The sequence below is a fragment of the Rhodococcus jostii RHA1 genome (assembly GCF_000014565.1).
Classification (GTDB): domain Bacteria; phylum Actinomycetota; class Actinomycetes; order Mycobacteriales; family Mycobacteriaceae; genus Rhodococcus_F; species Rhodococcus_F jostii_A.
The window spans coordinates 5,741,934-5,761,788 of the sequence record NC_008268.1 but is presented as its reverse complement, the minus strand read 5'-3'; the positions used below and the strand labels follow the sequence as shown (position 1 = coordinate 5,761,788).

Below are 19,855 nucleotides of genomic sequence, written 5' to 3'. Positions count from 1 at the left end.
CGGTGAGCGCAATTTGCGACGCTCGTCACAGTGCAGACGTCAGTCGTCCATATCGAAGCGAGGTTCCCCACAATGGATGGTCCAACAACCCGCGTGCAACGAGCGCTGTCGGACATGAGCGCCGGACGTCCAGTCGTGCTGACCGGCAGCTCCCCCACCAGCGACGCCCACATCCTGATCCCGGCCGAGAAGGCAACCGTGGAATCGATCGCATTTCTTGTTCGCCACAGTTCGGGGCTGGTCTGCGCCGCCATGGTCGGCGCGGACTGCGACCGCCTCGGGCTCCCGAACATGGTCGGCGCGGACAGAGATCATGCCGGAACGGAGTTCACGGTCAGCATCGATGCAATCGGACCCGGCACCGGAATTTCGGCGTCCGACAGGGCGGACACACTGCGCCTACTCGCCGACTCGGCGAGCACCCCCGACGCGTTCACCCGGCCCGGGCACGTGCTTCCGGCACGGTCCGTACCCGGCGGCGTGCTCGAGTTCCGCGGACCAGCGGAAGCTGCCGTGGATCTCATGTCCGTCGCAGGTTTGCATCGGACCTGCGCCTACAGCGCCCTCGTCTCCGAGCTCGATCCGACAGCTATCGCCGACTCCGCTGAAGCCGAAACATTCGCTCGTGCACACGAACTCGGACACCTGTCCATCGATGACGTCGCGACATATCGGCGAATGGCCGAACCGCACATGCTGACGCAGTTCACCTTCGAGCGTGACAGCGTCCACGGCCCGGTTCGCTGCGTCGGCTACCGCAGTGACGTCACGGGCTCGGAATATCTCACCTACTCCATCGGACCGGCAGTCGCCGGCACAACCCCGCTCGTCTGCTTCCAGCAAGAGAGCGATCCCGCACCGCATCTGTGTCAGGACGGCCCGATCGGAGTGGCCCTGGCGCAGGTGGCCGAACACGGCTACGGAGCCGTGGTGGTGGCGAGATACGCCCCGAACAACTACATCTCGGCCGACACGCACGGCGACCTCGCCGAGGTGGTGCGCGAGTGCGGCTACCACTCCCCCTCGCTGAGCAATTTTCCACCCGAGTCGCGGACGATGATGTGGCACATCGGATTGAGCATCAGCGCCGGAGGCTCTGCGTCGCTCGCTCGCGGTAACGCTCCGGCGCCGTTCGGATTCGAGAATCCTTCCATCGTCGGTACGGTCGTTCACGGCGATCAACGCGGACGAGAGCTTGGCTTCCGAACTGCGAATCTGGAGCTGGAAGATTCGAATTCGGTCGCCGACGGTGTGTGGGCAGGCCGGTGCACACTCCCCGACGGCTCGACCGCGATCGCTGCGATATCGATAGGCCGGCGCCCGACGTTCTACGGCAGGTCCGGAGTTCGACTGCTCGAGGCACACTTGCTTGACTTCGATGGCGATCTTTACGACGCAACTCTCGAGGTGAGCCTCCACCAGTGGATGCGCGGACAGGTGACCTTTGCGTCGAAGGAAGAACTGGTCGCCGCCCTCGCCGCCGACGTGGTGCGGACACGATCGCTGATCGCCGGCTGAACAATACGGATCGGCCCCGATACGAAAGTTCGTATCGGGGCCGATCCTTTGCAAAGAGAAAAGTCAGCCGACACCGTGGTGCTCAGGAGCAGCTGCCGCGATATCGAGAACTTCGCGGATGCTGCGGGCACCTGCTCCGAGGTCGAGGGCGTTCTTCAGGTGTAACAGGAACCCGGGCTTGTATCGGTGGGTGGGAGTGGAATCGGCAGCGAGAGAGATCAATTCCTTGGTCACGGCCCGTAATGCCCGACTCTTCCACGGCACCGCGCAGTAGTCGAAGAACGCGACGAACGTTTCTGGTGACATCCGCAGCAGTGCATCGAAGAATCCCGGAAGCTCGTCCTCCATCCGCTGCCAGTACGGATCGGTACCGATGTGGCGGTCCCACAAGTCCTGCTGCGAAGTATCGAGCGGTTCGGCCTCGCCACCGCCTCTGCGCAGAATGGCACTCGACAACTGCCTGGACGCCTCGAACAGCGTGTGCACACCGAGACCCGAGACCACCGTCAAAGCCTCCTGGATCTGCGTGGCGTCGAGACCCAGATCGAGCGCCTCCTCGATATAGCGGCCGGTACCCGCCACATCCATCGTCGTGGCCGCCGAACACACCGCGATGTGGGTGAGCACACGCGTCTGCTCATCGAGGGCTGGGCCCTCGTCCACGTCTTTCAAAATCACTTCGGCCAACACACGAAGATCTCCGATGTCGAACTCGACTGTCATGGAGGTCATCCGGCTGCACTCAGCGAGCTGGCCAGCGTCGCCAGTTGCGCTTTGAGTCCGCGCTTGTTGATCTTCGTCGCCGACATCGGCCACTCGCCGGGCTCGACGAAGAACACTGCGCGCGGGACCTTGTACCGGCCGATCTTGCCGTCACAGAATTCGATCAGTTCCGCTTCTGTCAGCTGATGTCCTTCTCGGACCTCGACGAATGCCACCGGCACTTCGTCGAGCCGGTCGTCCGGGCGGCCGATGACGGCGGCCGTCAACACAGCAGGATGCTCACAAAGGAAGGACTCGACTTCGATGGCCGCGACGTTCTCACCACCGACCTTGAGCATGTCCTTGAGCCGTCCGTGGAACACCAGGCACCCCGACTCGGTACGGCTGTAGAGGTCGCCGGTCCGCAACCAGCCGTCGGAATCGATCGTCTCGGCGGTCTTTGCGGGATCCTTGTAGTACCCCTCGGTCACGCAGTAACCGCGAATCAAGATCTCACCGGGAACCCCGGTCGGCTGCTCGGCACCACTGAACGGATCGACGATTCGAATCTCGATGCCGGGTACGGCCTTTCCTTGCGCACCGCTTCGATCCTCGAACGACTCGTCCGGCTCGCTGAGGGCATAGATGCCGGTCGTTTCCGTCATTCCGCATGCGGCCATGAGCTCGGCGGCCGGGAACAGATTCTGAACCTCTTCGATGAGGACGCGGGGACCGATCAGGAACAGGTACCGAATCGAGTCGAACTCCGCTGCGTCGAAGTTCGGGTGCGCCATCATCATCTGCATCGGTGCGGGGAACCAGGGCCAGACACAGGTGGGCCGTTCGGCCCTGATCAGCTCGATGGCGCGGCCAGGTTCGAAGAACGTGTCGGTCAGGAACGTTCCCCCGGCACCGATTGCGCCGATGAGGGGGGCCAGCGCAGCGATGTGGAACAGTGGTCCGCCGGCCCAGCTGATGTGGCGCTCTCCTGCCGAGAGGCGGCCGGTCGCGCGCTCCACCGGGCCACGCGTCATCGATTCGTGGGTGAGCAGGCATCCACGGGGGTTGGCGGTGGTCCCCGACGTGTACAGGATCGCGGCGATGTCCCTCGTCCGCACCCGGCGGCGATGACGATGCACGAGAGTCGCGTCGACGGTCTCTGCTGCCGCATCCAGGGCTGCCCTGGACGTGAAACCGGGCCGTTCGGTTCCTTTCAGCAATACGGCTCGACGCAGCCGCGGTGCTTCGGGAAGATCGAGATCACCTGAGCCCGCCGCGGCCAAGGAGGGCAGCGCTTCGTGCAGCACCTGCACGAAGTCCACGTAGTCGTCGGGACCGGACACCGTCAGCAACGCGGTGATGTCCGCGTTCTCGATGATGTAGCCGAGCTCCTTCGCTTTGTGCCGCGCGTTGAGCGGTACGACTACCGCCCCGATCAAGGCCGATCCGAAGAGCCCCTCGACGAACTCGATACCGTTCGGCGCCAGGAGCGCGACGTGATCACCGGACCCGACGCCCATGGCCAACAGACCTCGCGCGACGGCGACCGCGCCGTCGAGCACCTGGGCATACGTGAACCGCGCCTCGGGAAATACGATCAAGTCGCGGTCAGGGCACAGGTGCGCACCGCGCACCAGCAGGTCGCCGAGTGGGGTTACGTTGCACCAGTCGCCGATGTCAGTCATCTCGTCCTCAATCATCGATCGTCGGCAGCGGATGCGCCACCGAAGTTGTCTTGATCAGCGGCGCTTGATCCGCGCGCACCAGGGGAACGTGTCGACGTAGACGCTAAGCGACTCACGTCACACTGTCAACGCTGAAGTTGATTTACATGAGTGTTGATTACACCCAACTTCAACGTCAACGTTGCAGTTGACAAAGTGATCCGGATCACCCTACGTTGGGAATACGCCAATGCGAGCATTTCGCCTGGCGGACCGCCACGACATGTGTCGGATCGATCGGACAGAACAGCTCTGCATGCACGTTCCACCAACCCACCCTCGCTTTCCTTCGGGCTGTCCACCACCACTGTCAGGCTCGTGCCGGACACCGCAGCAGAGTGCATTCACAACGACCAGAAGCTGGAGATTCACAAATGGAATGCGGCGTTTTCCACACCCCGTACATGCGTCCCGGTCGCAAGGACAAGGACACCTTCGAATACTCACTCCTGCTTGCAGCAGCATGCGACAAGTTCGGCTACCGCGATTTCATGGTCGGCGAGCACGGCATGCAGGCATGGGAGAACATTCCGAATCCCGAGTTGCTGATCGTCGCGGCAGCACAGATCACCGAGCGCATGCGCTTCGCGCCCATGGCGCACATCGTGCCCCTGCACAACCCGTCGACGCTCGCCATTCAGATCGGCTACACCTCGCAGTTGCTCGAGGACAGGTACTTCCTCGGGGTCGGAGCCGGATCGTGGGAGAACGAGGCAGTGCTTCGCGGCCAGCCCGGCGACCTGTCCGAAGCTCACCCCCGCCTGATGGAGGGACTGGAGGTGATGGACAAAGTGTGGCGCCAGGAGCCATTCGACTTCGAAGGCAAGTACTACAAGGCCGCCCGCCTCGACGGACAGATCGATCCCGGTAGTGTCGCGTCCCATGGAGAGTTCAAGGTCAAGGACGGCGAGGAGTACCACCTGACCGCGGATCACTCACCCCACGGTGGCGCGGACGGCCTGGAAATCGCTGTCACAGGCCTGAGCAAGAACTCACCGTCGCATCGCCTCGCAGGCGAACGAGGCTGGACCCCGATCTCGTTCTACGGTGGTTCGGCCTTGCTGAGATCGCAGTGGGACACATATTCGGAGGCGGTCAGGTCCATCGGCGGAACCCCGCAGGGATCTCGATTCAAGATCGCACGAGATGTGTTCGTGGCGAAGACCGACGAAGAGGCCAAGGAGAAGGCAAAGAACGGTGCACTGGGACTCGCCTGGCAGAAGTACCTGATGCCGGTCTACCAGAAGTACCGGATCCTTCAGGGCTTCATCGACGACGCCGACCACAAGGTCGACATCGACGACGTCGATCTCGACTACCTGGCCGACAACGTGTGGCTTTGCGGAAGCCCGGACACCGTCATCGAGAAGATCGAGAAGACCTTCGACCTGGCCGGCTTCAGGTACGGACAGCTTGCCGTCAACACTCACGACGCCATGGACGATCCCGAGCCGTGGATCGAATCCCTCCGCCTTTTCGCCACCGAGGTCGTACCGAACGTTCCGGTCGAAGGAACACACGAAACCGTCGCAGTGGGCTGACCCCACCGATAACAGGGCCCCGGGAAGTTGTCGACAAACAGCGACTTCCCGGGGCCTTACCCGTCCCCACCTCGACCTCGATCGACGCCGAGGTCGATCGACGTCAACGTTGATCAATGCCCTCGATCCGGAGGTATCATCCGACAATGCCAACTTCGACCGCAGCCAACAGCGGCATGAGCCGACGCCGTCGCAGCGCTCAGAACGACAGCAGCCCCAACTACCAGGCCAAGCGCCAGGAACTGTTGCGGACAGCAGCTGATGTCTTCAAGGAGAAGGGCTTCGAAGGAGCGACCCTCAACGATATCGCCGAGCGGTTCGGGACCGACCGAGCGTCGATCTATTACTACTTCGCGAGCAAGAAGGAACTGTTCCAGGCTCTTTTCCACGACGTTCTCGTCGATGTTCTGGATCAGAACATCGCGGTCGCAGAGGAGATCCTCGCCGGCGACGACGACGCACCCGAGAAGCTTCGCCGCCTCGTCGAGCAACAGATGAACTCGTACGAGAAGAACTACCCCTTCGTGTACCTCTACATCCAGGAAGACATGGCGCAGCTACAGCTGGACACCACGTCCTGGGGCAAGGACATGGCACGAAAGACCAAACGCTTCGAAACCATTGTCCTCGACGTGCTGCAGCAGGGAGTCGACGACGGAACTCTACGCAGCGACGTGTCGGTGCAGTTGATGTCCAAGGCACTGTTCGGCATGGTCAACTGGACGCATCGGTGGCTCAAGCCGGGAATGCGCAGCGTGGACGCCAAGCAGACCACCGAAGCCTTCTGCACTCTGTTCTTCGACGGTGCGCGGACGCAGAACTGACAGTGTGCTGGGCCGCGACGCGAGGTCGGACCCAGCACACAGCGCCCTGTCACCGCACTTTTACCGTCCCGAGATCAGCCCTCCGTCGACAGGGAACATTTGTCCAGTGATGAAGTGTGAAGCATCGCTGGCGAGGAAAACCATGACCGGAGCCAAGTCCCGGTCGGCTCGACCGAAAGCCCCACCGAGAGGTATGTCTGCAGCGGTTTGGTCGTCGTGCGCTTTCAGCTCTTCGGGAGACAAGGCGGCGCGAAACTCGTCGTACATCTTTGTCCACATGTACGGGAGTACGTAATTTACCCGAATCCCATCCGGCCCCCATTGACGGGCGACGTTCCGGCTCCATGTATGGACCGCACCCTTCGACGCGGCGTACAGAGCATTGTTGATCTCACCCGTCAGTCCCGACTCGGAACCGAAGTTGATGATGTTCCCGACACGATTCGATTTCATCAGGCGATGTGCGGCACCGTTGGTGTTGATTGTCCCTAACACATTGACATCGAAAATGAATCTGTAGATTTCAGCCGAGATTCCAGCGGGATCGCAGTGCTTGTGTACACCAGCCACGTTCACGACTACGTCAAGGCCTCCCAGTTGGTCAGCAGCGGTCTCGAAGACTTTCTCAACCTGGTCGCGATCACGCACGTCGCACGAGTGAAAGGTTGCTTTGCCAGGTCCGCATCGGCTCGCTTCTTGCGCTACCGCAACACCCAGCTCGTCAGCGAGATCCAGAGAGGCGACGTCAGCGCCCTCCGATGTGTAGGCCCGGACGACCGACTCGCCGATGCCCATGGATCCGCCCGTGACAATGATTTTCTTTCCGTCCAGCTGCATAGCCAAGTACTCCTTTTGATCTCAGGTTTGTCGGCGACCACGGGTGGATTTCACTCTCGGTGCTCGCAACACCATCACGCGGCCATCCGTCGACCGGCGCTGGGTGCAGGTGCCGTGCGCTCGAACCGCGGCGCGTACGCCGAGCCCAGCACCCCGCACCCAGCGACCAGACGAGAAGCAGTGTCAGCGACCGCTCCATTGCGCAGCACGCTTGTCTGCGAACGCTGCACGTCCCTCGATGCGGTCCGCGCTGTTCGCGTACGCCTCGATGGGCTCGTAGCGAGTTGCCAACGCGACATCCAGCGGCCATCCTGCACGCGACAGAACTGCGTCCTTTGCTGCTTGGACAGCAAGCGGTGACGCCGACGCGATTCGATCCGCCCACGACGACGCGGTCTCGAGCAGCTTCTCGTACGGCACGATCTCGTTGACCAGTCCGTAGCGCTCTGCCTGCTGGGCGTCGATGCGCTCTCCGGTGAGGATCAAGGCCATCGCGATGTGATGAGGCAGCTGCCGTATCGCGCGATGCATGATGCCGGCCTCGCCGATGATGCCGACCTTCGTCTCCGGAATGCCGAACTGAGCGTTGTCGGCTGCGACGATGATGTCGGCGCACATCGCCAGTTCGAATCCACCACCGATTGCGTATCCCTGCACCGCCGCGATCAATGGTTTACGAAGCGTCAGCATCGGCCCGCCGACACCGGTGAGACCGCCGCCGAGCGCCATCCTGCGGCCGTCGCCTTCGGTCCCGCCGCTCACGTTGGCGCCGGCGCAGAACGCCTTCTCCCCCGTAGCACCGAGCACTGCGACCCAGATGTCCGGATTCGAGTTGATCTCGGTCCAGGCTTCGAACAGTGCCGCGTCCATCTCGGGATCGATGGAGTTCAACGCCTTGGGGCGGTCGAGCGTCACACGTGCAATGTGGTTGTCGACCTCGAACAAGATTCCGCTGCTCACGGTAGGTCCTCTCTCATAGTTGTTCTGCGACCGCATGATCGGGTAACGCCACGGGTTCGCGGTAGGCAGCGATCGCCGCCTTCAGTCCCACGTCGGCGACGAACTTGCGCACCTCGGCCACCGACGGCGACAGATGGAGCAGGGCATCCATTTCTGCACCGCCTTGGGCTGCGGTACGCACGCCCATTGCTTCCATCGTCTTGTTGATGGACAACTTCTTGATCCGCAGGATGTCCGACGGCGTGCGTGCCATACGAGCGGCAAGCGCCTCGGTCTCGGCGATCAGATCTTCCTCGGCCACCGCGTGATTGGCCCAGCCCCACTCGACCGCGGTCGTGCCGTCGATCGAGTTGCCAGGAACGAACGCCAGTTCCTTGGCACGTTTCGGGCCGACCAGGGGCGCCCACAACGGCGCGATGTATCCACCACCGAGTGGGATCGCCGGCTCACCGATCTTCGCGTTGCGCGCCACCAGGGTCACGTCGGTGAACACACACATCTGTGTGGCTCCTGCGATGCAATATCCGTGCACTGCAGCAATCACCGGTTTCGGGTGATCCCAGATCGCGAGAAAGCGATTGACGTTGCGAGCCAGCCGCTCTCGGTCCGCTACCGGGTCCGGCTCGGCGACGACCTTTCCGACCTGACCGATGTCGTAGCCTGCCGAGAATCCCTTGCCTGCTCCACGGATTCCGATGATCGGTCCGCCGGCCGTCGCCAGAGCGGCCAACGCCGCACTGAACTCGTCCAGCATCTCGTTCGAGAGCGAGTTGGCCTTGTCCGGCCGGTTCAGCACTATCCAACTGATCGGTCCCCGGTGCTCAATGCGTAGATTTTCGTAGCGGGTCTCGGCAGGCGTGTCCGCGATCGCCGTCATGACCGCCCGATCGGGATCTGCTTCTTGACATGGAAGTCCACGACACCGGACGCGCGCAACTCGCGGCGCGAGAAGCGCCAGCCATGCTCGTCGTCCCGCACGAAATCGTCGTGATACTGGCCGAAGAAGTACCCGTCGGCCTTGCCTTCCTTGGTGTAGCGATGCCATGCATACAGGACCGAGCGGACCTTGGCCGACGTCAGATCATCGGAGAAGTCGACGACGATGTTGGATACGTGGTGACTGGTTGCCGTGAAGAACGTTCCGATGCCGTCGAGCGTCTCGCGATAGGCGGCGCGGCCGTCGGCGCCGAAGTCGGGACCGTAGGCGACGTAGCAGTCCTCGGTGAACAAAGCGACGAGATCGTCGGGACGGTTCATGTCGAGGTTGTAGGCGTAGTCGAACAGGACGCGCTCGATCTTGCCGGTCTCCACGAGCTCGGCGAGCTCCCTGGTGGACACCTCATGGGTTGCAGTCATATCGATCTCCTTGGGGCGTGAATTGTTGATGTACGGTTCGATCACCCGCCTCGGCCACGAGACGGGAAATCAACATTGATGTAGATTCCGAGGACAGAGTGCACCCGTCGGCAACGGGTGCGAACGGTCAGACGCGAACCGCGTAGTCGGAGGACGCAGGTTCGGCCCCGGGCCACCGAACAGGTAAATCCGAAGTGAGCGACGTGGCCACTTCGTCCCAGGGGCCTAGATGCACGGTGCGCATGTTGCGAGACGCGAACTTCCAGCGCCCACCTTCGCGGACGTACTCGTCTTCGTAACGCACAGCGCCGAACACCGTCGTTCCACCCGTTGCGATCTCGAGGTGTGCACCTACCAGCCCTGTCGCGTGATCGTCGTCGACGAACTCGAGCAGGACGTAGTGCGGCGTGTGAATGGTGGTTCCAAACGCGGTACGAGCTTGCCGAATCATGTTCGCGATCCCACTGCCGGTGGTGGCGCCGGGGAATCCTCCAGCCGAGAACGTCCCGTTCTCTGCGAAGACATCGGCGATGGCGTCGAAATCGTCGAAATCAGAGGCGAGGAAGTAGCGGACCGCAAGGTCTTCCAACTCCGCCCTGTCTTCAAGCCGACGCACCCTGCTTTCCATGTCGGACATGTGCACTCCTTTGCGCGGTGAAGGAAATCCAGCGACTCGACCGAAGGGCCGAACCCCGCATCTCGCGATCAACGTCAGCGTAGATCGCTGTCCCGATCATTGTGCCCTGCGCCACAGATGTCAACCCTCGACCCCGCGGCCACAACTACTGAATCTACGCCATCGTAGATTGCATCAACGACATAGTTGACAGATTTCCGGCTCCGGAGGAGGCTGCAATCAGTCTCCGCGTCGGGAGTCATATGTCCTCGATGCACGGCTCGGCTTCACGGACGAAAGGAATCACCATGGGCTTCACAATGGAGGGCAAGGTCGAGACACACGAATCCGACTCGCGCACCGCTGTCCCCGACGGCGTGATCGTCGACAAATTTCACGCGATAGACCCCTTGCGCTTCCGAAACGTTCTCGGCCACTTCCCCACCGGCGTCGTAGCTGTGACCACCATGGACGCCGAGAACAACCCGACCGGCATGGCCGTCGGGTCCTTCACCTCGGTGTCGCTCGATCCGCCACTGGTCGCGTTCCTGCCCGACAAGTCGTCGTCCACTTTTCCCAAGATCCGCACGGCCGGACGCTTCTGCGCCAACGTGCTCGGCTCCGAGCAACAACAGATCTGCCGCAGCCTCGCCCGAAAGGGAACCGGCAAGTTCGCGGACGTCGAGTGGGCCCCCACCCCCTCCGGTATGCCTCGCATCGAGGGTGCGCTGGCGTGGATCGATTGCGAGATCGATGCCGTGCACGACGCCGGCGATCACCACATCGTCGTCGGCCGTGTGCGACACCTCGAACTCGACACACCCGAGTCGCCGCTGATCTTCTTCCAGGGCGGTTACGGCGGGTTCGCCGCCGACCGGCAAGCGGTATGACGTCCATTCTGATCGCCAATCGCGGTGAAGTAGCGCTTCGAATCATCCGCACCGCCACAGCACGCGGAATCAAGACGATTGCGGTGTACAGCGAGGACGAGCACGATGCCCCGCACGTCGCTGCTGCCGACCATGCACGTCCGCTTCGAGAAACGGGCCCCGCCGCGTATCTGGATGTCGCGGCCATTCGCGACGCGGCACTGGCGTCGGGGGCATCGACGGTCCACCCCGGATACGGATTCCTCAGCGAGAGCGCCGAGTTGGCTGAGGCCTGCGCCGAGGCGGGGCTGACCTTCGTCGGACCCGACGCTCACACGCTGAGAACTCTCGGGGACAAGTCCGCCACACGTGCACTCGCGACCGGCTGCGGAGTACCCGTACTCGCTGCCACCGCAGGTCCCACATCGAAAACCGACGCGCGTCAGTTCGCGCAGTCACTTCCCGCCGGCGCGGTAATCGTGAAGGCCACCGCAGGCGGCGGGGGTCGTGGTATGCGAATAGTAGAGGATCTCACCGAACTCGATCGTGCCATCGACAGATGCCGTTCCGAGGCGGAACGCAGTTTCGGCCTGTCCGATGTCTACGTCGAGGCCTACCTACCGCGCGCACGGCACATCGAAGTCCAGGTCGTGGGCGATGGCGTGAGCACACCGATGCATCTCTTCGACCGCGACTGCACGGCGCAACGCCGCCACCAGAAAGTCGTGGAGATCGCACCCGCGCAGAACCTTCCCGATTCCACTCGCAAGGAACTCCACTCCGCAGCACTGACGTTGGCGTCCTCAGTCGGGCTGAGGGGACTTGCCACATTCGAGTTCCTCGTGGAGTCCGACCATCTCGATCGGTGGTACTTCATCGAGGCCAATCCACGCCTCCAGGTGGAACACGGAATTACCGAGGCGATCACCGGCCTCGACCTGGTCGGTCTGCAACTCGACGTCGCACAGGGACGCACGCTCGAGGACGTACAACTCTCACCGGCAACGCTCGGCGAACCGAACGGTGTCGCGATCGAGGCGCGGGTCACCGGCAGCCCGAGACCCGATGGCTCCGACGTACTCACCGACGTTCGGTTTCCGTCCGGTTCTTCGATCCGCGTCGACTCTCACGCACACGTAGGAATGCGAGTGGGAATCGGATACGACCCACTGCTGGCAAAGGTCATCGTGCACCGGGACGACGGCCACTTCGGCTCAGCCGCAGCAGAACTGATCCATGCACTCTCGGATCTGACCCTGGACGACATGGATACCGACGTCACGACGTCGGCGTGGCTGCTGGGCAGTCACGAGTTCCGGTCCGGCACGGTGACGACACGAACGATCGACGATCATCTGGCAACACTCTCGATACCGGATTCACCGGCGGAGCCGGTGACACAACTCGATCTGCGGGCCCCGTCGCCGGGCACCGTCGTCGCGACGGCCGCGGTGCCGGGACAGGTCGTGCGAAACGGCGACGCGCTGATCACGCTCGAAGCCATGAAGATGGAGACCGACGTCAGCGCGACAACAGCAGGGCGCGTCGCCGACGTGTGGATTGCGGTCGGCGATACCGTGACAGCCGGCCAGTTGCTCGTGACCCTGAGGCTCGATGTGAGTCAGGACGACGCATCGACAGACCCCATCGGCGTGAACGTCACGGCCGAGCGCACGGACCTTGCCGAGATCGAAGCACGGCAGCGCCGAACACTGGACGAGTCGCGTCCGGCGGCGATCGAACGTCGGCACGAGCGCGGCAAACGCACGGCGCGCGAAAACGTCGACCATCTCGTCGACGAAGGGAGCTTTCACGAGCACGGATCTCTGGTCGTGGCTGCGCAGCGACGACGGAGGTCTCTGGACGAACTCGAATCCGAAACGCCGGCAGACGGCCTGGTCGCGGGCTTCGGAAGGGTCGCCGGACGGCCGGTGGCAGTGCTCGCGTACGACTACACGGTGCTCGCCGGAACCCAGGGCCTTCAGAGCCACAAGAAGGCCGAGCGAATGTTCGAGCTGGCAGGCCGCAGAGGAACGCCGGTAGTTCTGTTCGCCGAAGGTGGCGGGGGCCGCCCCGGCGACACCGACGACATGTCTCGGGCGACGAGGATGGATCTCGGGACATTCGTCGCACTCGGACGGCTCAACGGTTCGGTTCCGACCGTGGGGATCGCGTCCGGTCGCTGTTTCGCCGGAAATGCTGCGCTGCTGGGATCGTGCGATGTCATCGTCGCGACTCGTGATTCGTCGATCGGCCTCGGCGGGCCCGCCATGATCGAAGGGGGCGGCCTCGGAGTGTTCGCCGCGGACGACATCGGGCCGGTGTCCGTCCAGGAGGCCAACGGGGTCATCGACATCGTCGTGGCCGACGAATCGGAGGCAGTCGACGTCGCACGGCGATATCTCGGATACTTCGCCGGCCCGAAGATCGAGTGGACCGCCGCGGACCAGCGAATCTTGCGCCACATCGTCCCCGAACGACGCAATCGGCCGTTCGACATCCGCACGTTGATCGACACCATTGCAGACGAGGGATCCGTTCTCGAACTCCGACGCGGATTCGCCGTCGGCTTGATCACTGCGCTGGTCCGGATCGAGGGACATCCCATTGGGCTCGTTGCCAACGACGGCAGCCGTGCAGGCGGCACGATCGGCAGCGCCGAAGCCGACAAGATGACCAGGTTCCTGCAACTGTGCGAGGCGTACGGCCTCGCTGTTCTCTCGCTCTGTGACACAGCCGGTTTCCTGGTCGGACCCGACGCCGAACGCACCGCCTCGGTACGTCATGTGAGCCGGCTTTTCGTCACAGCGCCTGCTCTCACCGTTCCGTTCTGTACGGTGATCGTCCGCAAGGCATTCGGACTGGGCGGCCAGGCCATGGCAGGCGGAAGCTTCCGCGTCCCGGACACCATCGTGGCATGGCCGTCGGCCGAACTCGGTGCCATGGGCCCGGAGGGGGCCGTCAGTCTCGGCTATCGTCGTGAGCTGGCTGCGATCGAGGACGCCGAGGAACGGGAGCGCATCTACCAACAGCACCTCGAGGACTACGTGGCGCAGGGCAAGGCCGTCAATGCGGCGTCCGTGTTCGAGATCGATGACGTCATCGATCCCGCCTCGACTCGCTCACGGATCGTCGATGTCCTCGCCGCTCCGCGTCCCGACCGCCCGACTCAGGTTCGCAGGCGCATCGACGCGTGGTAACGGTCATCCTCGAACGAATCTGCCCCGGAACCGATTCGGTTCCGGGGCAATGTCCTCGGTGCGCTATCGCGCGGTGTAGTTCTCCAGATCAGGGCGCCGCGTCATCTGCCAGTACTCGACGTTGAGGAACGGCATCACGAACACCACCCGTCCGTGCGAGTTCCGGTAGTACGTCGACATTCCACGATGCGTCCAGACCGTGCGTGCATGAGTCGAGTCCACCAGCTCGTTGTACTCCTCGTTCGCCTCGGGGCGCGCATCGATCGCCTTGATTCCCTTCTTGAACATCTCTGTCAGTAGCCCACGGATGTAGCGCATCTGGACCTCCATGAAGAACATGAAGCTGCCGCTACCCGGGAACGAGTTGGGACCACCAAGCATGAAGAAGTTGGGGAACCCTGGAACCGACACACCGAGGTAGGCCTTGGGGTCGTCGTCGTTCCAGACCTCACGGAGCGTTCGGCCGTCCATTCCCACGACGTCCATGGAACTCACGAATCGTGCTGCTTCGAATCCGGTGGCCCACACGATCACGTCCACGTCGTTCTCAGCGCCCTGATCGTCGACCAGGCCCTCCGGGCGGACAGCGGTGACGGACCTGTCGACGAGGTCGACGTTGTCCTTGCGCAGAGTCGAGTACCAGCCGTTGTCGAGCAGAATCCGCTTGCCGAACGGCGGGTAGTCGGGCATCACCTTGTCGAGCAGATCCGTTCGATCTCCGACCTGCGACGTGATGTACCGCGTGAAGTACTCTCGATGGGCATCGTTGCGGGCGTTCACCGAGCGTTCGGGATGCTCCCATTCCGGGTCGACGCGCAGCGACTCGATCACCTTGTCGCCGAACTGCCAGAACAAGCGAATCCAGTACCAGCTGTGGTAGATCGGGCAGGTTTGCATGAGGCGGCGCAGTTCCATGGGTATCGGGGCGCGGAACTTCTCGAACGGCGCGACCCATTGCGGCGAGCGCTGGTAGATACTGAGATGGGCGACGCGGTCCGCGATGGCCGGTGCGATCTGCATGGAGCTGGCACCCGTGCCCACGATAGCAACACGCTTGCCATCCAGATCGAGATCGTCGGGCCACGCAGCCGAATGGAAACTCGTTCCGGTGAAGCTGTCCATCCCAGGGACGTTCGGCGTCTTCGGGCGATTCAACACTCCCACCGCACTGATCACCACATCGGCCCTCAGCGTCGACGACGAGCCATCGGGATTGATCATGTCGACTGACCACTGCGCGGCGGCTTCGTCATACCGCGTCGACCGCACCTCGGTTCCATAACGAACACGCTCGCCGGCACCGAGGTCCTTCAGCACGGCTCCGAAGTAGGCCTGCAGTTCGTTGCGGAGTTCGAAGTGTGTCGTCCAGTCGTTCTTCGCGAATGAGAACGAGTACAGGTGACTGGGCGTATCGACACCCGCGCCGGGATACGTATTCTGCCACCAGTTTCCGCCGGCCTCCGGCTGCTTCTCCAGAATGACATAGTCGATGCCCATGTCCTCGAGCTGTTGCGCCGCAGCTATTCCCGCAACGCCTGTACCGATGACGACCACCGAGTATCCTTCCGGTGCATCGACAGGCTCCAGTGCGAGGCTCGGAGCGTCGGGCGCGGCACGGCGAGCGAGCTCGAGAGATAGCATGGGTCCGTACTCCTCCCCCACTTCTTCGCCCGTGCAGACACTGATCATCCGCACCGTCAGTTCCGGAGAGGGAGTCTCCACCGCAGGAAGAGCGCCGTTCTGCAAGTCGAGGATGGCCTTGACCGCGGCCTCCCTGATCTCATCCTGAATCGGCTCCTCGAGACCGCCCGAGTCGTGGTCGCCGAGACCTTTGCCTCTCGTCGGCCTGTATGGCGCTGCCAGCCACTTCTCGTCACCCGTCGTCTGGAACACGACCATGAGCAGCGAGGGCACATTTGCCCGTGCAACCGCGGTTCGAATCTCGGATTCGGTGAGCCGATCGGGATTGATTCGATCGTCGGTTGCTGCGCCTGCCTCCTGGACCTGCTGCGCTGCCTTCATCTGAGCACCTCTCGCGTCGAGTGCGGCGTCCGGAGCTGTGAGTCGCTCCTCGCCGAGATCACGAACTTTCAACATGGACGTTGAAAAGCCTTCGACTCATGGTGGCAGCCGTCGCGGAGAGTTGTCAACGCCCGCGTTGCAAAAGATGCGCCCATCTACACAAACGTTGACAACGTCAGCCCAGGCGGGCAACATTCGTGTTGATTTCCGTGTGTCAGTCGTCACATACATACGTCGGACCCGGGGCACAGGCCTCTGGCGACACTCACCCGAATGGACATCACCATGCCGAACACAGTCCGCTCCACGCCGCGCACCGAGGTGGTGCTCGACGTCCAGAAGTCGCGAAAGGCACTTGTCGCAGGTTCGCTCGGCAATCTCATCGAGTGGTACGAATTCGCGATCTACGCCTACATGGCGCCGATCATCGCGCCCTTGTTCTTCCCGTCGGACAACCCGACTGCGTCGATACTCTCGACGTTCCTGCTCTTCGCCCTCGCCTTCTTCCTGCGCCCTGTCGGGGCAGTGATCTTCGGGCGGATGACGGACAGATTGGGACGTAAGCCCGTACTCGCGCTGATCATTGTGCTGATGACCATTGCCACGACGTGCATCGGCCTTCTGCCTACGCACTCCTCGATCGGAATCCTCGCGCCCCTGCTGCTGACGCTGTGCCGCATCGCCCAGGGATTGTCCGCGGGCGGCGAGATGGGCGGAGCGGTGTCCCTGATGGTCGAGTCCGCTCCCTCCGGCAAACGCGGGCTCTACGGCTCCTGGTCGTTCGTCGGAACCACCTTGGGCTTCGTGCTCGGCGGCGGCGTCGCGACACTTCTGGCAGTCCTTCTCTCCGACGATGCCATGGCTTCCTATGGCTGGCGGGTCGGGTTCCTCATTGCGGCTCCCATGGGCCTCATCGTCCTCTACCTTCGGCTCAAGGTCGACGAGACGCCGCACTTCAAGCAGATCCAGGTCGAGGTCGACTCAGGCAAACCTGCCGTCGGGGAACCCATCGAGCGACGACCACTGACGTTTCTCGCGGCAACCATGGGCGTCGTGGTCGTGTACAACGCAGTCGGCAACACCTTCATGGTCGGAATGCCGACTTTCCTGTCGACAAGCTACGACATGACCTTCGAGCGGTCCTACTTCCTTGCACTCGTCACCGGACTCATCGCCGGGCTGTCGATGCCGGTGTTCGGTGCACTGTCCGACCGCGTGGGACGACGCCCGGTGCTTATGTTCGGATCGGTTGCGGTGGTCGTCCTTTCCTACCCCCTCTATTTCATGCTGAATCTCGGCTTCGGCGGCGGACTGGTGGCACTCGTGATCGCCGGTCTGCTCATCGGCGTCGTCGGCGGCCCGATGCCGGCATTCCTGTCCGAACGTTTCCGTACCCGCAACCGTGCTACCGGCGTATCCGTGACCTACGCGTTGTCGGTGGCGATCTTCGGCGGCACGGCGCCGTACATCATCACTTGGCTTGCATCCACCACAGGTGATCCGCTGTCGGCGGCCTACTACACGCTTGGATGTGCAGCAATCAGTGTTGTTGCGCTATTGACGATTCGTGGCGCACAACGCTCGCAACACCGCGAGGAACTCGAGCTCTGACGAAGATCGCGCCCCCTGGTCCACTGGACCAGGGGGCACAGAGCTTTTCCGCTACCGTACGGCTGCAAATCCTCCGTCGACCGGAAGCAGCTGACCGGTGATGAAGTGCGACGCGTCGCTCGCCAGGAATACGAGCACCGGAGCCAGATCGCGTTCGGCGTTTCCGAACGTTCCACCGAGCGGAATGTCCTTGCGGAGCTGTTCCTGATAGGCGGCAAGCTCTTCCGGCCCCAGCGAGTTGGTGTATTTGTCGAACATCGGTGTGTTTACATAGGGCAGAACAGCATTGACGCGGATTCCGGATGGACCCCATTCACGGGCGACAGTCCTGGTCCACGTATGCACGGCACCCTTGGACGAGCCGTAGGTTGCGTTGGCCAATTCCCCGGTAAATCCGGACATCGACCCGAAGTTGATGATCGCCCCCGTGCCTGCCGACTGCATGATCCGGTACGCGGATTGGTTGGTATGAATCGTTCCCAGCACATTCACACGGTAGATGCTCTCGAACAAGTCATCGGTGATCTCCTCGGCCATCGCGGAGCGCTGCAGACCGGCGATGTTCACCAGGACATCGATTCCACCAAGTTCTCTTGCAGCACTGCGGAACAACGACTCCGTAGCATCACCGTCGGTGATATCGAGACGCGAGAACTCGACCACTCCGGGCCCAGCGTCGCTCGCTTCCTCCGCGACGACCCTACCGCCCTCCTCGTTCAGGTCGTACGAACGCACGGTCGCACCCTCCATGGCGTATGCCTTTACGATGGCAGCACCGATACCTTGGGCGCCACCGGTGACCAGGATGCGTTTTCCTTCGAGTTGCATGCTGACTTCTTTCAGATTGAATTCGGCTTCCGGCAAGCGTGATAACGAATGCTGCCCGAGGCGGATCACGGACCGAGTCGTCCACTTCGTTGATGATAGTTGCACAACTGTGGTTAACTGCAACAACACTTTTCGATATACCACAAGCCGCCATCGACGGCATAGCGTAAAGGATCGAAGCAATGAAGGCATGGCGATTTACCGCGGTCAACGAAAAACTGCGACACGAAGAAGTCGGCGAACTGGTGCCCGGCCCCGAAGACATCGTCATCGACACCGGAGCGGTCGGCCTGTGCCACTCCGACATCGGGTTCATGAACGGAACTATCACGCACCTACTCGGACACGTCCCCATCACACTCGGCCATGAGATAGTCGGCACCGTCTCTGCTGTCGGATCGAACGTCTCCGAGTTCGTCCTCGGTGACCGTGTCGGGATACCTGCAACCACGGACGGCCCCGGGACCGCGATGGACGGCGGCTACGCCGAGAAGGTCAGGGTTCCGTCCCACCTCCCCGTAGCGTTACCCGATGGGTTGTCGTTTCTCGACGCGGCGTCGGCGACTTGTTCGGGTCGCACCGCGTACAGGGCAGTGCACACAGCTGGGCAGATCGAATCCGGGATGAAGGTCGGTATAGTCGGATTCGGCGGCCTCGGCTACTTCGGTGTCCAGATCGCCAAGGCCGCAGGAGCTTCCGTGTTCGTCGCTGACGTCAATGAGGCACGGTGGCCACTCGCATGCCATCTGGGTGTCGAGTCGTGCTCGAAGGACATCCGTGTCTTCGAATCCGAGGATCTCGACGTGATCATCGACTTCGCGGGCGCGGACGGAACTCTCGACTCCGCAATCGGAGCCATTCGGCATGGCGGCCGCATCGTCGAGGTTGGGCTGGGCGTCGAAGCCACATCCGTTTCGATCCCCAGCATCACTATGAAAGAAGTACATATCGTCGGTGCATCGAACGGCACCAAAGCCGAAGCGAGCGCAATACTCGCGCTGATAGCCAAAGGGGCAGTGCAGCCGAAGACCGAGCAGATCTCCTTCGGCGAGATTCCCGATGGCCTGCACCGCCTCGAGCGGGGCGCACCTGACGGACGCCTCATCGCCGTACTGTAGACCGACCTCCGCTTGCCGCCGATAGGCGACGGTTGCCCGATGCTACTGCCGCCCCGCCCAACTGACCCCCGAAAGGGGCCCACTGAGTGGGACACCAGCGCATTGTGAACCTACCTGCGGTGATCCGGC

16 protein-coding genes are annotated in these 19,855 nt (G+C 62.5%); 7 read left to right on the top strand and 9 right to left on the bottom strand.

What is annotated here, in order from left to right; translation table 11 throughout:
• Positions 1-72 precede the first annotated feature (72 nt).
• A complete protein-coding gene (locus tag RHA1_RS26405; RefSeq protein ID WP_011597599.1) occupies positions 73-1,518 on the top strand; it encodes a 3,4-dihydroxy-2-butanone-4-phosphate synthase in 1,446 nt (481 codons plus the stop codon).
• Positions 1,519-1,581: 63 nt separating this feature from the next.
• Here RHA1_RS26405 and RHA1_RS26400 read toward each other — a convergent pair whose 3' ends face one another.
• Positions 1,582-2,241 carry a carboxymuconolactone decarboxylase family protein gene (locus tag RHA1_RS26400; RefSeq protein WP_041812052.1) on the bottom strand — a complete coding sequence of 220 codons (660 nt, stop codon included), beginning with the start codon at positions 2,239-2,241 and terminating at the stop codon, positions 1,582-1,584.
• Between the two features lie 5 nt (positions 2,242-2,246).
• Entirely contained in the window at positions 2,247-3,905 is a 1,659-nt protein-coding gene (locus tag RHA1_RS26395; protein ID WP_011597597.1) for a class I adenylate-forming enzyme family protein, read from the bottom strand.
• 413 nt (positions 3,906-4,318) lie between these two features.
• Between RHA1_RS26395 and RHA1_RS26390 the strand changes: the two genes are divergently transcribed.
• Both RHA1_RS26390 and RHA1_RS26385 read left to right on the top strand, forming a co-directional pair.
• On the top strand, positions 4,319-5,485 hold the full coding sequence (locus tag RHA1_RS26390) for an LLM class flavin-dependent oxidoreductase (RefSeq protein ID WP_011597595.1): 1,167 nt from the start codon (positions 4,319-4,321) through the stop codon (positions 5,483-5,485).
• A 146-nt stretch (positions 5,486-5,631) separates the two neighbouring features.
• A complete protein-coding gene (locus tag RHA1_RS26385) occupies positions 5,632-6,309 on the top strand; it encodes a TetR/AcrR family transcriptional regulator (protein WP_011597594.1) in 678 nt (225 codons plus the stop codon).
• 60 nt (positions 6,310-6,369) lie between these two features.
• Here RHA1_RS26385 and RHA1_RS26380 read toward each other — a convergent pair whose 3' ends face one another.
• The 5 genes from RHA1_RS26380 to RHA1_RS26360 form a co-directional block, all read right to left on the bottom strand.
• Complete coding sequence (locus RHA1_RS26380; protein ID WP_011597593.1) at positions 6,370-7,146, bottom strand: SDR family NAD(P)-dependent oxidoreductase; 777 nt, start codon at positions 7,144-7,146, stop codon at positions 6,370-6,372.
• 183 nt (positions 7,147-7,329) lie between these two features.
• A complete protein-coding gene (locus RHA1_RS26375) occupies positions 7,330-8,106 on the bottom strand; it encodes an enoyl-CoA hydratase-related protein (RefSeq protein ID WP_011597592.1) in 777 nt (258 codons plus the stop codon).
• Between the two features lie 13 nt (positions 8,107-8,119).
• A complete protein-coding gene (locus RHA1_RS26370) occupies positions 8,120-8,983 on the bottom strand; it encodes an enoyl-CoA hydratase-related protein (protein WP_011597591.1) in 864 nt (287 codons plus the stop codon).
• Positions 8,980-9,462, bottom strand: a complete 483-nt coding sequence (locus RHA1_RS26365) for a nuclear transport factor 2 family protein (protein ID WP_011597590.1) — start codon at positions 9,460-9,462, stop codon at positions 8,980-8,982. Before RHA1_RS26365 ends, RHA1_RS26370 begins: the two co-directional genes overlap by 4 nt.
• A 127-nt stretch (positions 9,463-9,589) precedes the next feature.
• Entirely contained in the window at positions 9,590-10,099 is a 510-nt protein-coding gene (locus RHA1_RS26360) for a nuclear transport factor 2 family protein (protein WP_011597589.1), read from the bottom strand.
• A 287-nt stretch (positions 10,100-10,386) separates the two neighbouring features.
• On the opposite strand from RHA1_RS26360, the gene RHA1_RS26355 reads away from it, so the two are divergent.
• Positions 10,387-10,968, top strand: a complete 582-nt coding sequence (locus RHA1_RS26355; protein ID WP_016883624.1) for a flavin reductase family protein — start codon at positions 10,387-10,389, stop codon at positions 10,966-10,968.
• The gene (locus RHA1_RS26350; RefSeq protein ID WP_011597587.1) at positions 10,965-14,147 is read left to right on the top strand and encodes a carboxyl transferase domain-containing protein; all 3,183 of its coding nucleotides are present in this window, start codon (positions 10,965-10,967) and stop codon (positions 14,145-14,147) included. Before RHA1_RS26355 ends, RHA1_RS26350 begins: the two co-directional genes overlap by 4 nt.
• A 63-nt stretch (positions 14,148-14,210) precedes the next feature.
• Here RHA1_RS26350 and RHA1_RS26345 read toward each other — a convergent pair whose 3' ends face one another.
• Positions 14,211-16,169 (bottom strand): flavin-containing monooxygenase, encoded by a 1,959-nt coding sequence (locus RHA1_RS26345; protein WP_011597586.1) that lies wholly within the window; start codon positions 16,167-16,169, stop codon positions 14,211-14,213.
• A gap of 285 nt (positions 16,170-16,454) precedes the next feature.
• Between RHA1_RS26345 and RHA1_RS26340 the strand changes: the two genes are divergently transcribed.
• Positions 16,455-17,780 carry an MFS transporter gene (locus RHA1_RS26340; protein ID WP_063711561.1) on the top strand — a complete coding sequence of 442 codons (1,326 nt, stop codon included), beginning with the start codon at positions 16,455-16,457 and terminating at the stop codon, positions 17,778-17,780.
• Positions 17,781-17,831: 51 nt separating this feature from the next.
• On the opposite strand, the gene RHA1_RS26335 is transcribed toward RHA1_RS26340, so the two are convergent.
• Entirely contained in the window at positions 17,832-18,677 is an 846-nt protein-coding gene (locus RHA1_RS26335; protein ID WP_237726949.1) for an SDR family NAD(P)-dependent oxidoreductase, read from the bottom strand.
• Positions 18,678-18,790: 113 nt separating this feature from the next.
• Here RHA1_RS26335 and RHA1_RS26330 point away from each other — a divergent pair, with 113 nt between their 5' ends.
• Positions 18,791-19,726, top strand: coding sequence for an alcohol dehydrogenase catalytic domain-containing protein (locus tag RHA1_RS26330; RefSeq protein WP_011597583.1), 936 nt, complete (start codon positions 18,791-18,793; stop codon positions 19,724-19,726).
• Positions 19,727-19,855: the final 129 nt, after the last annotated feature.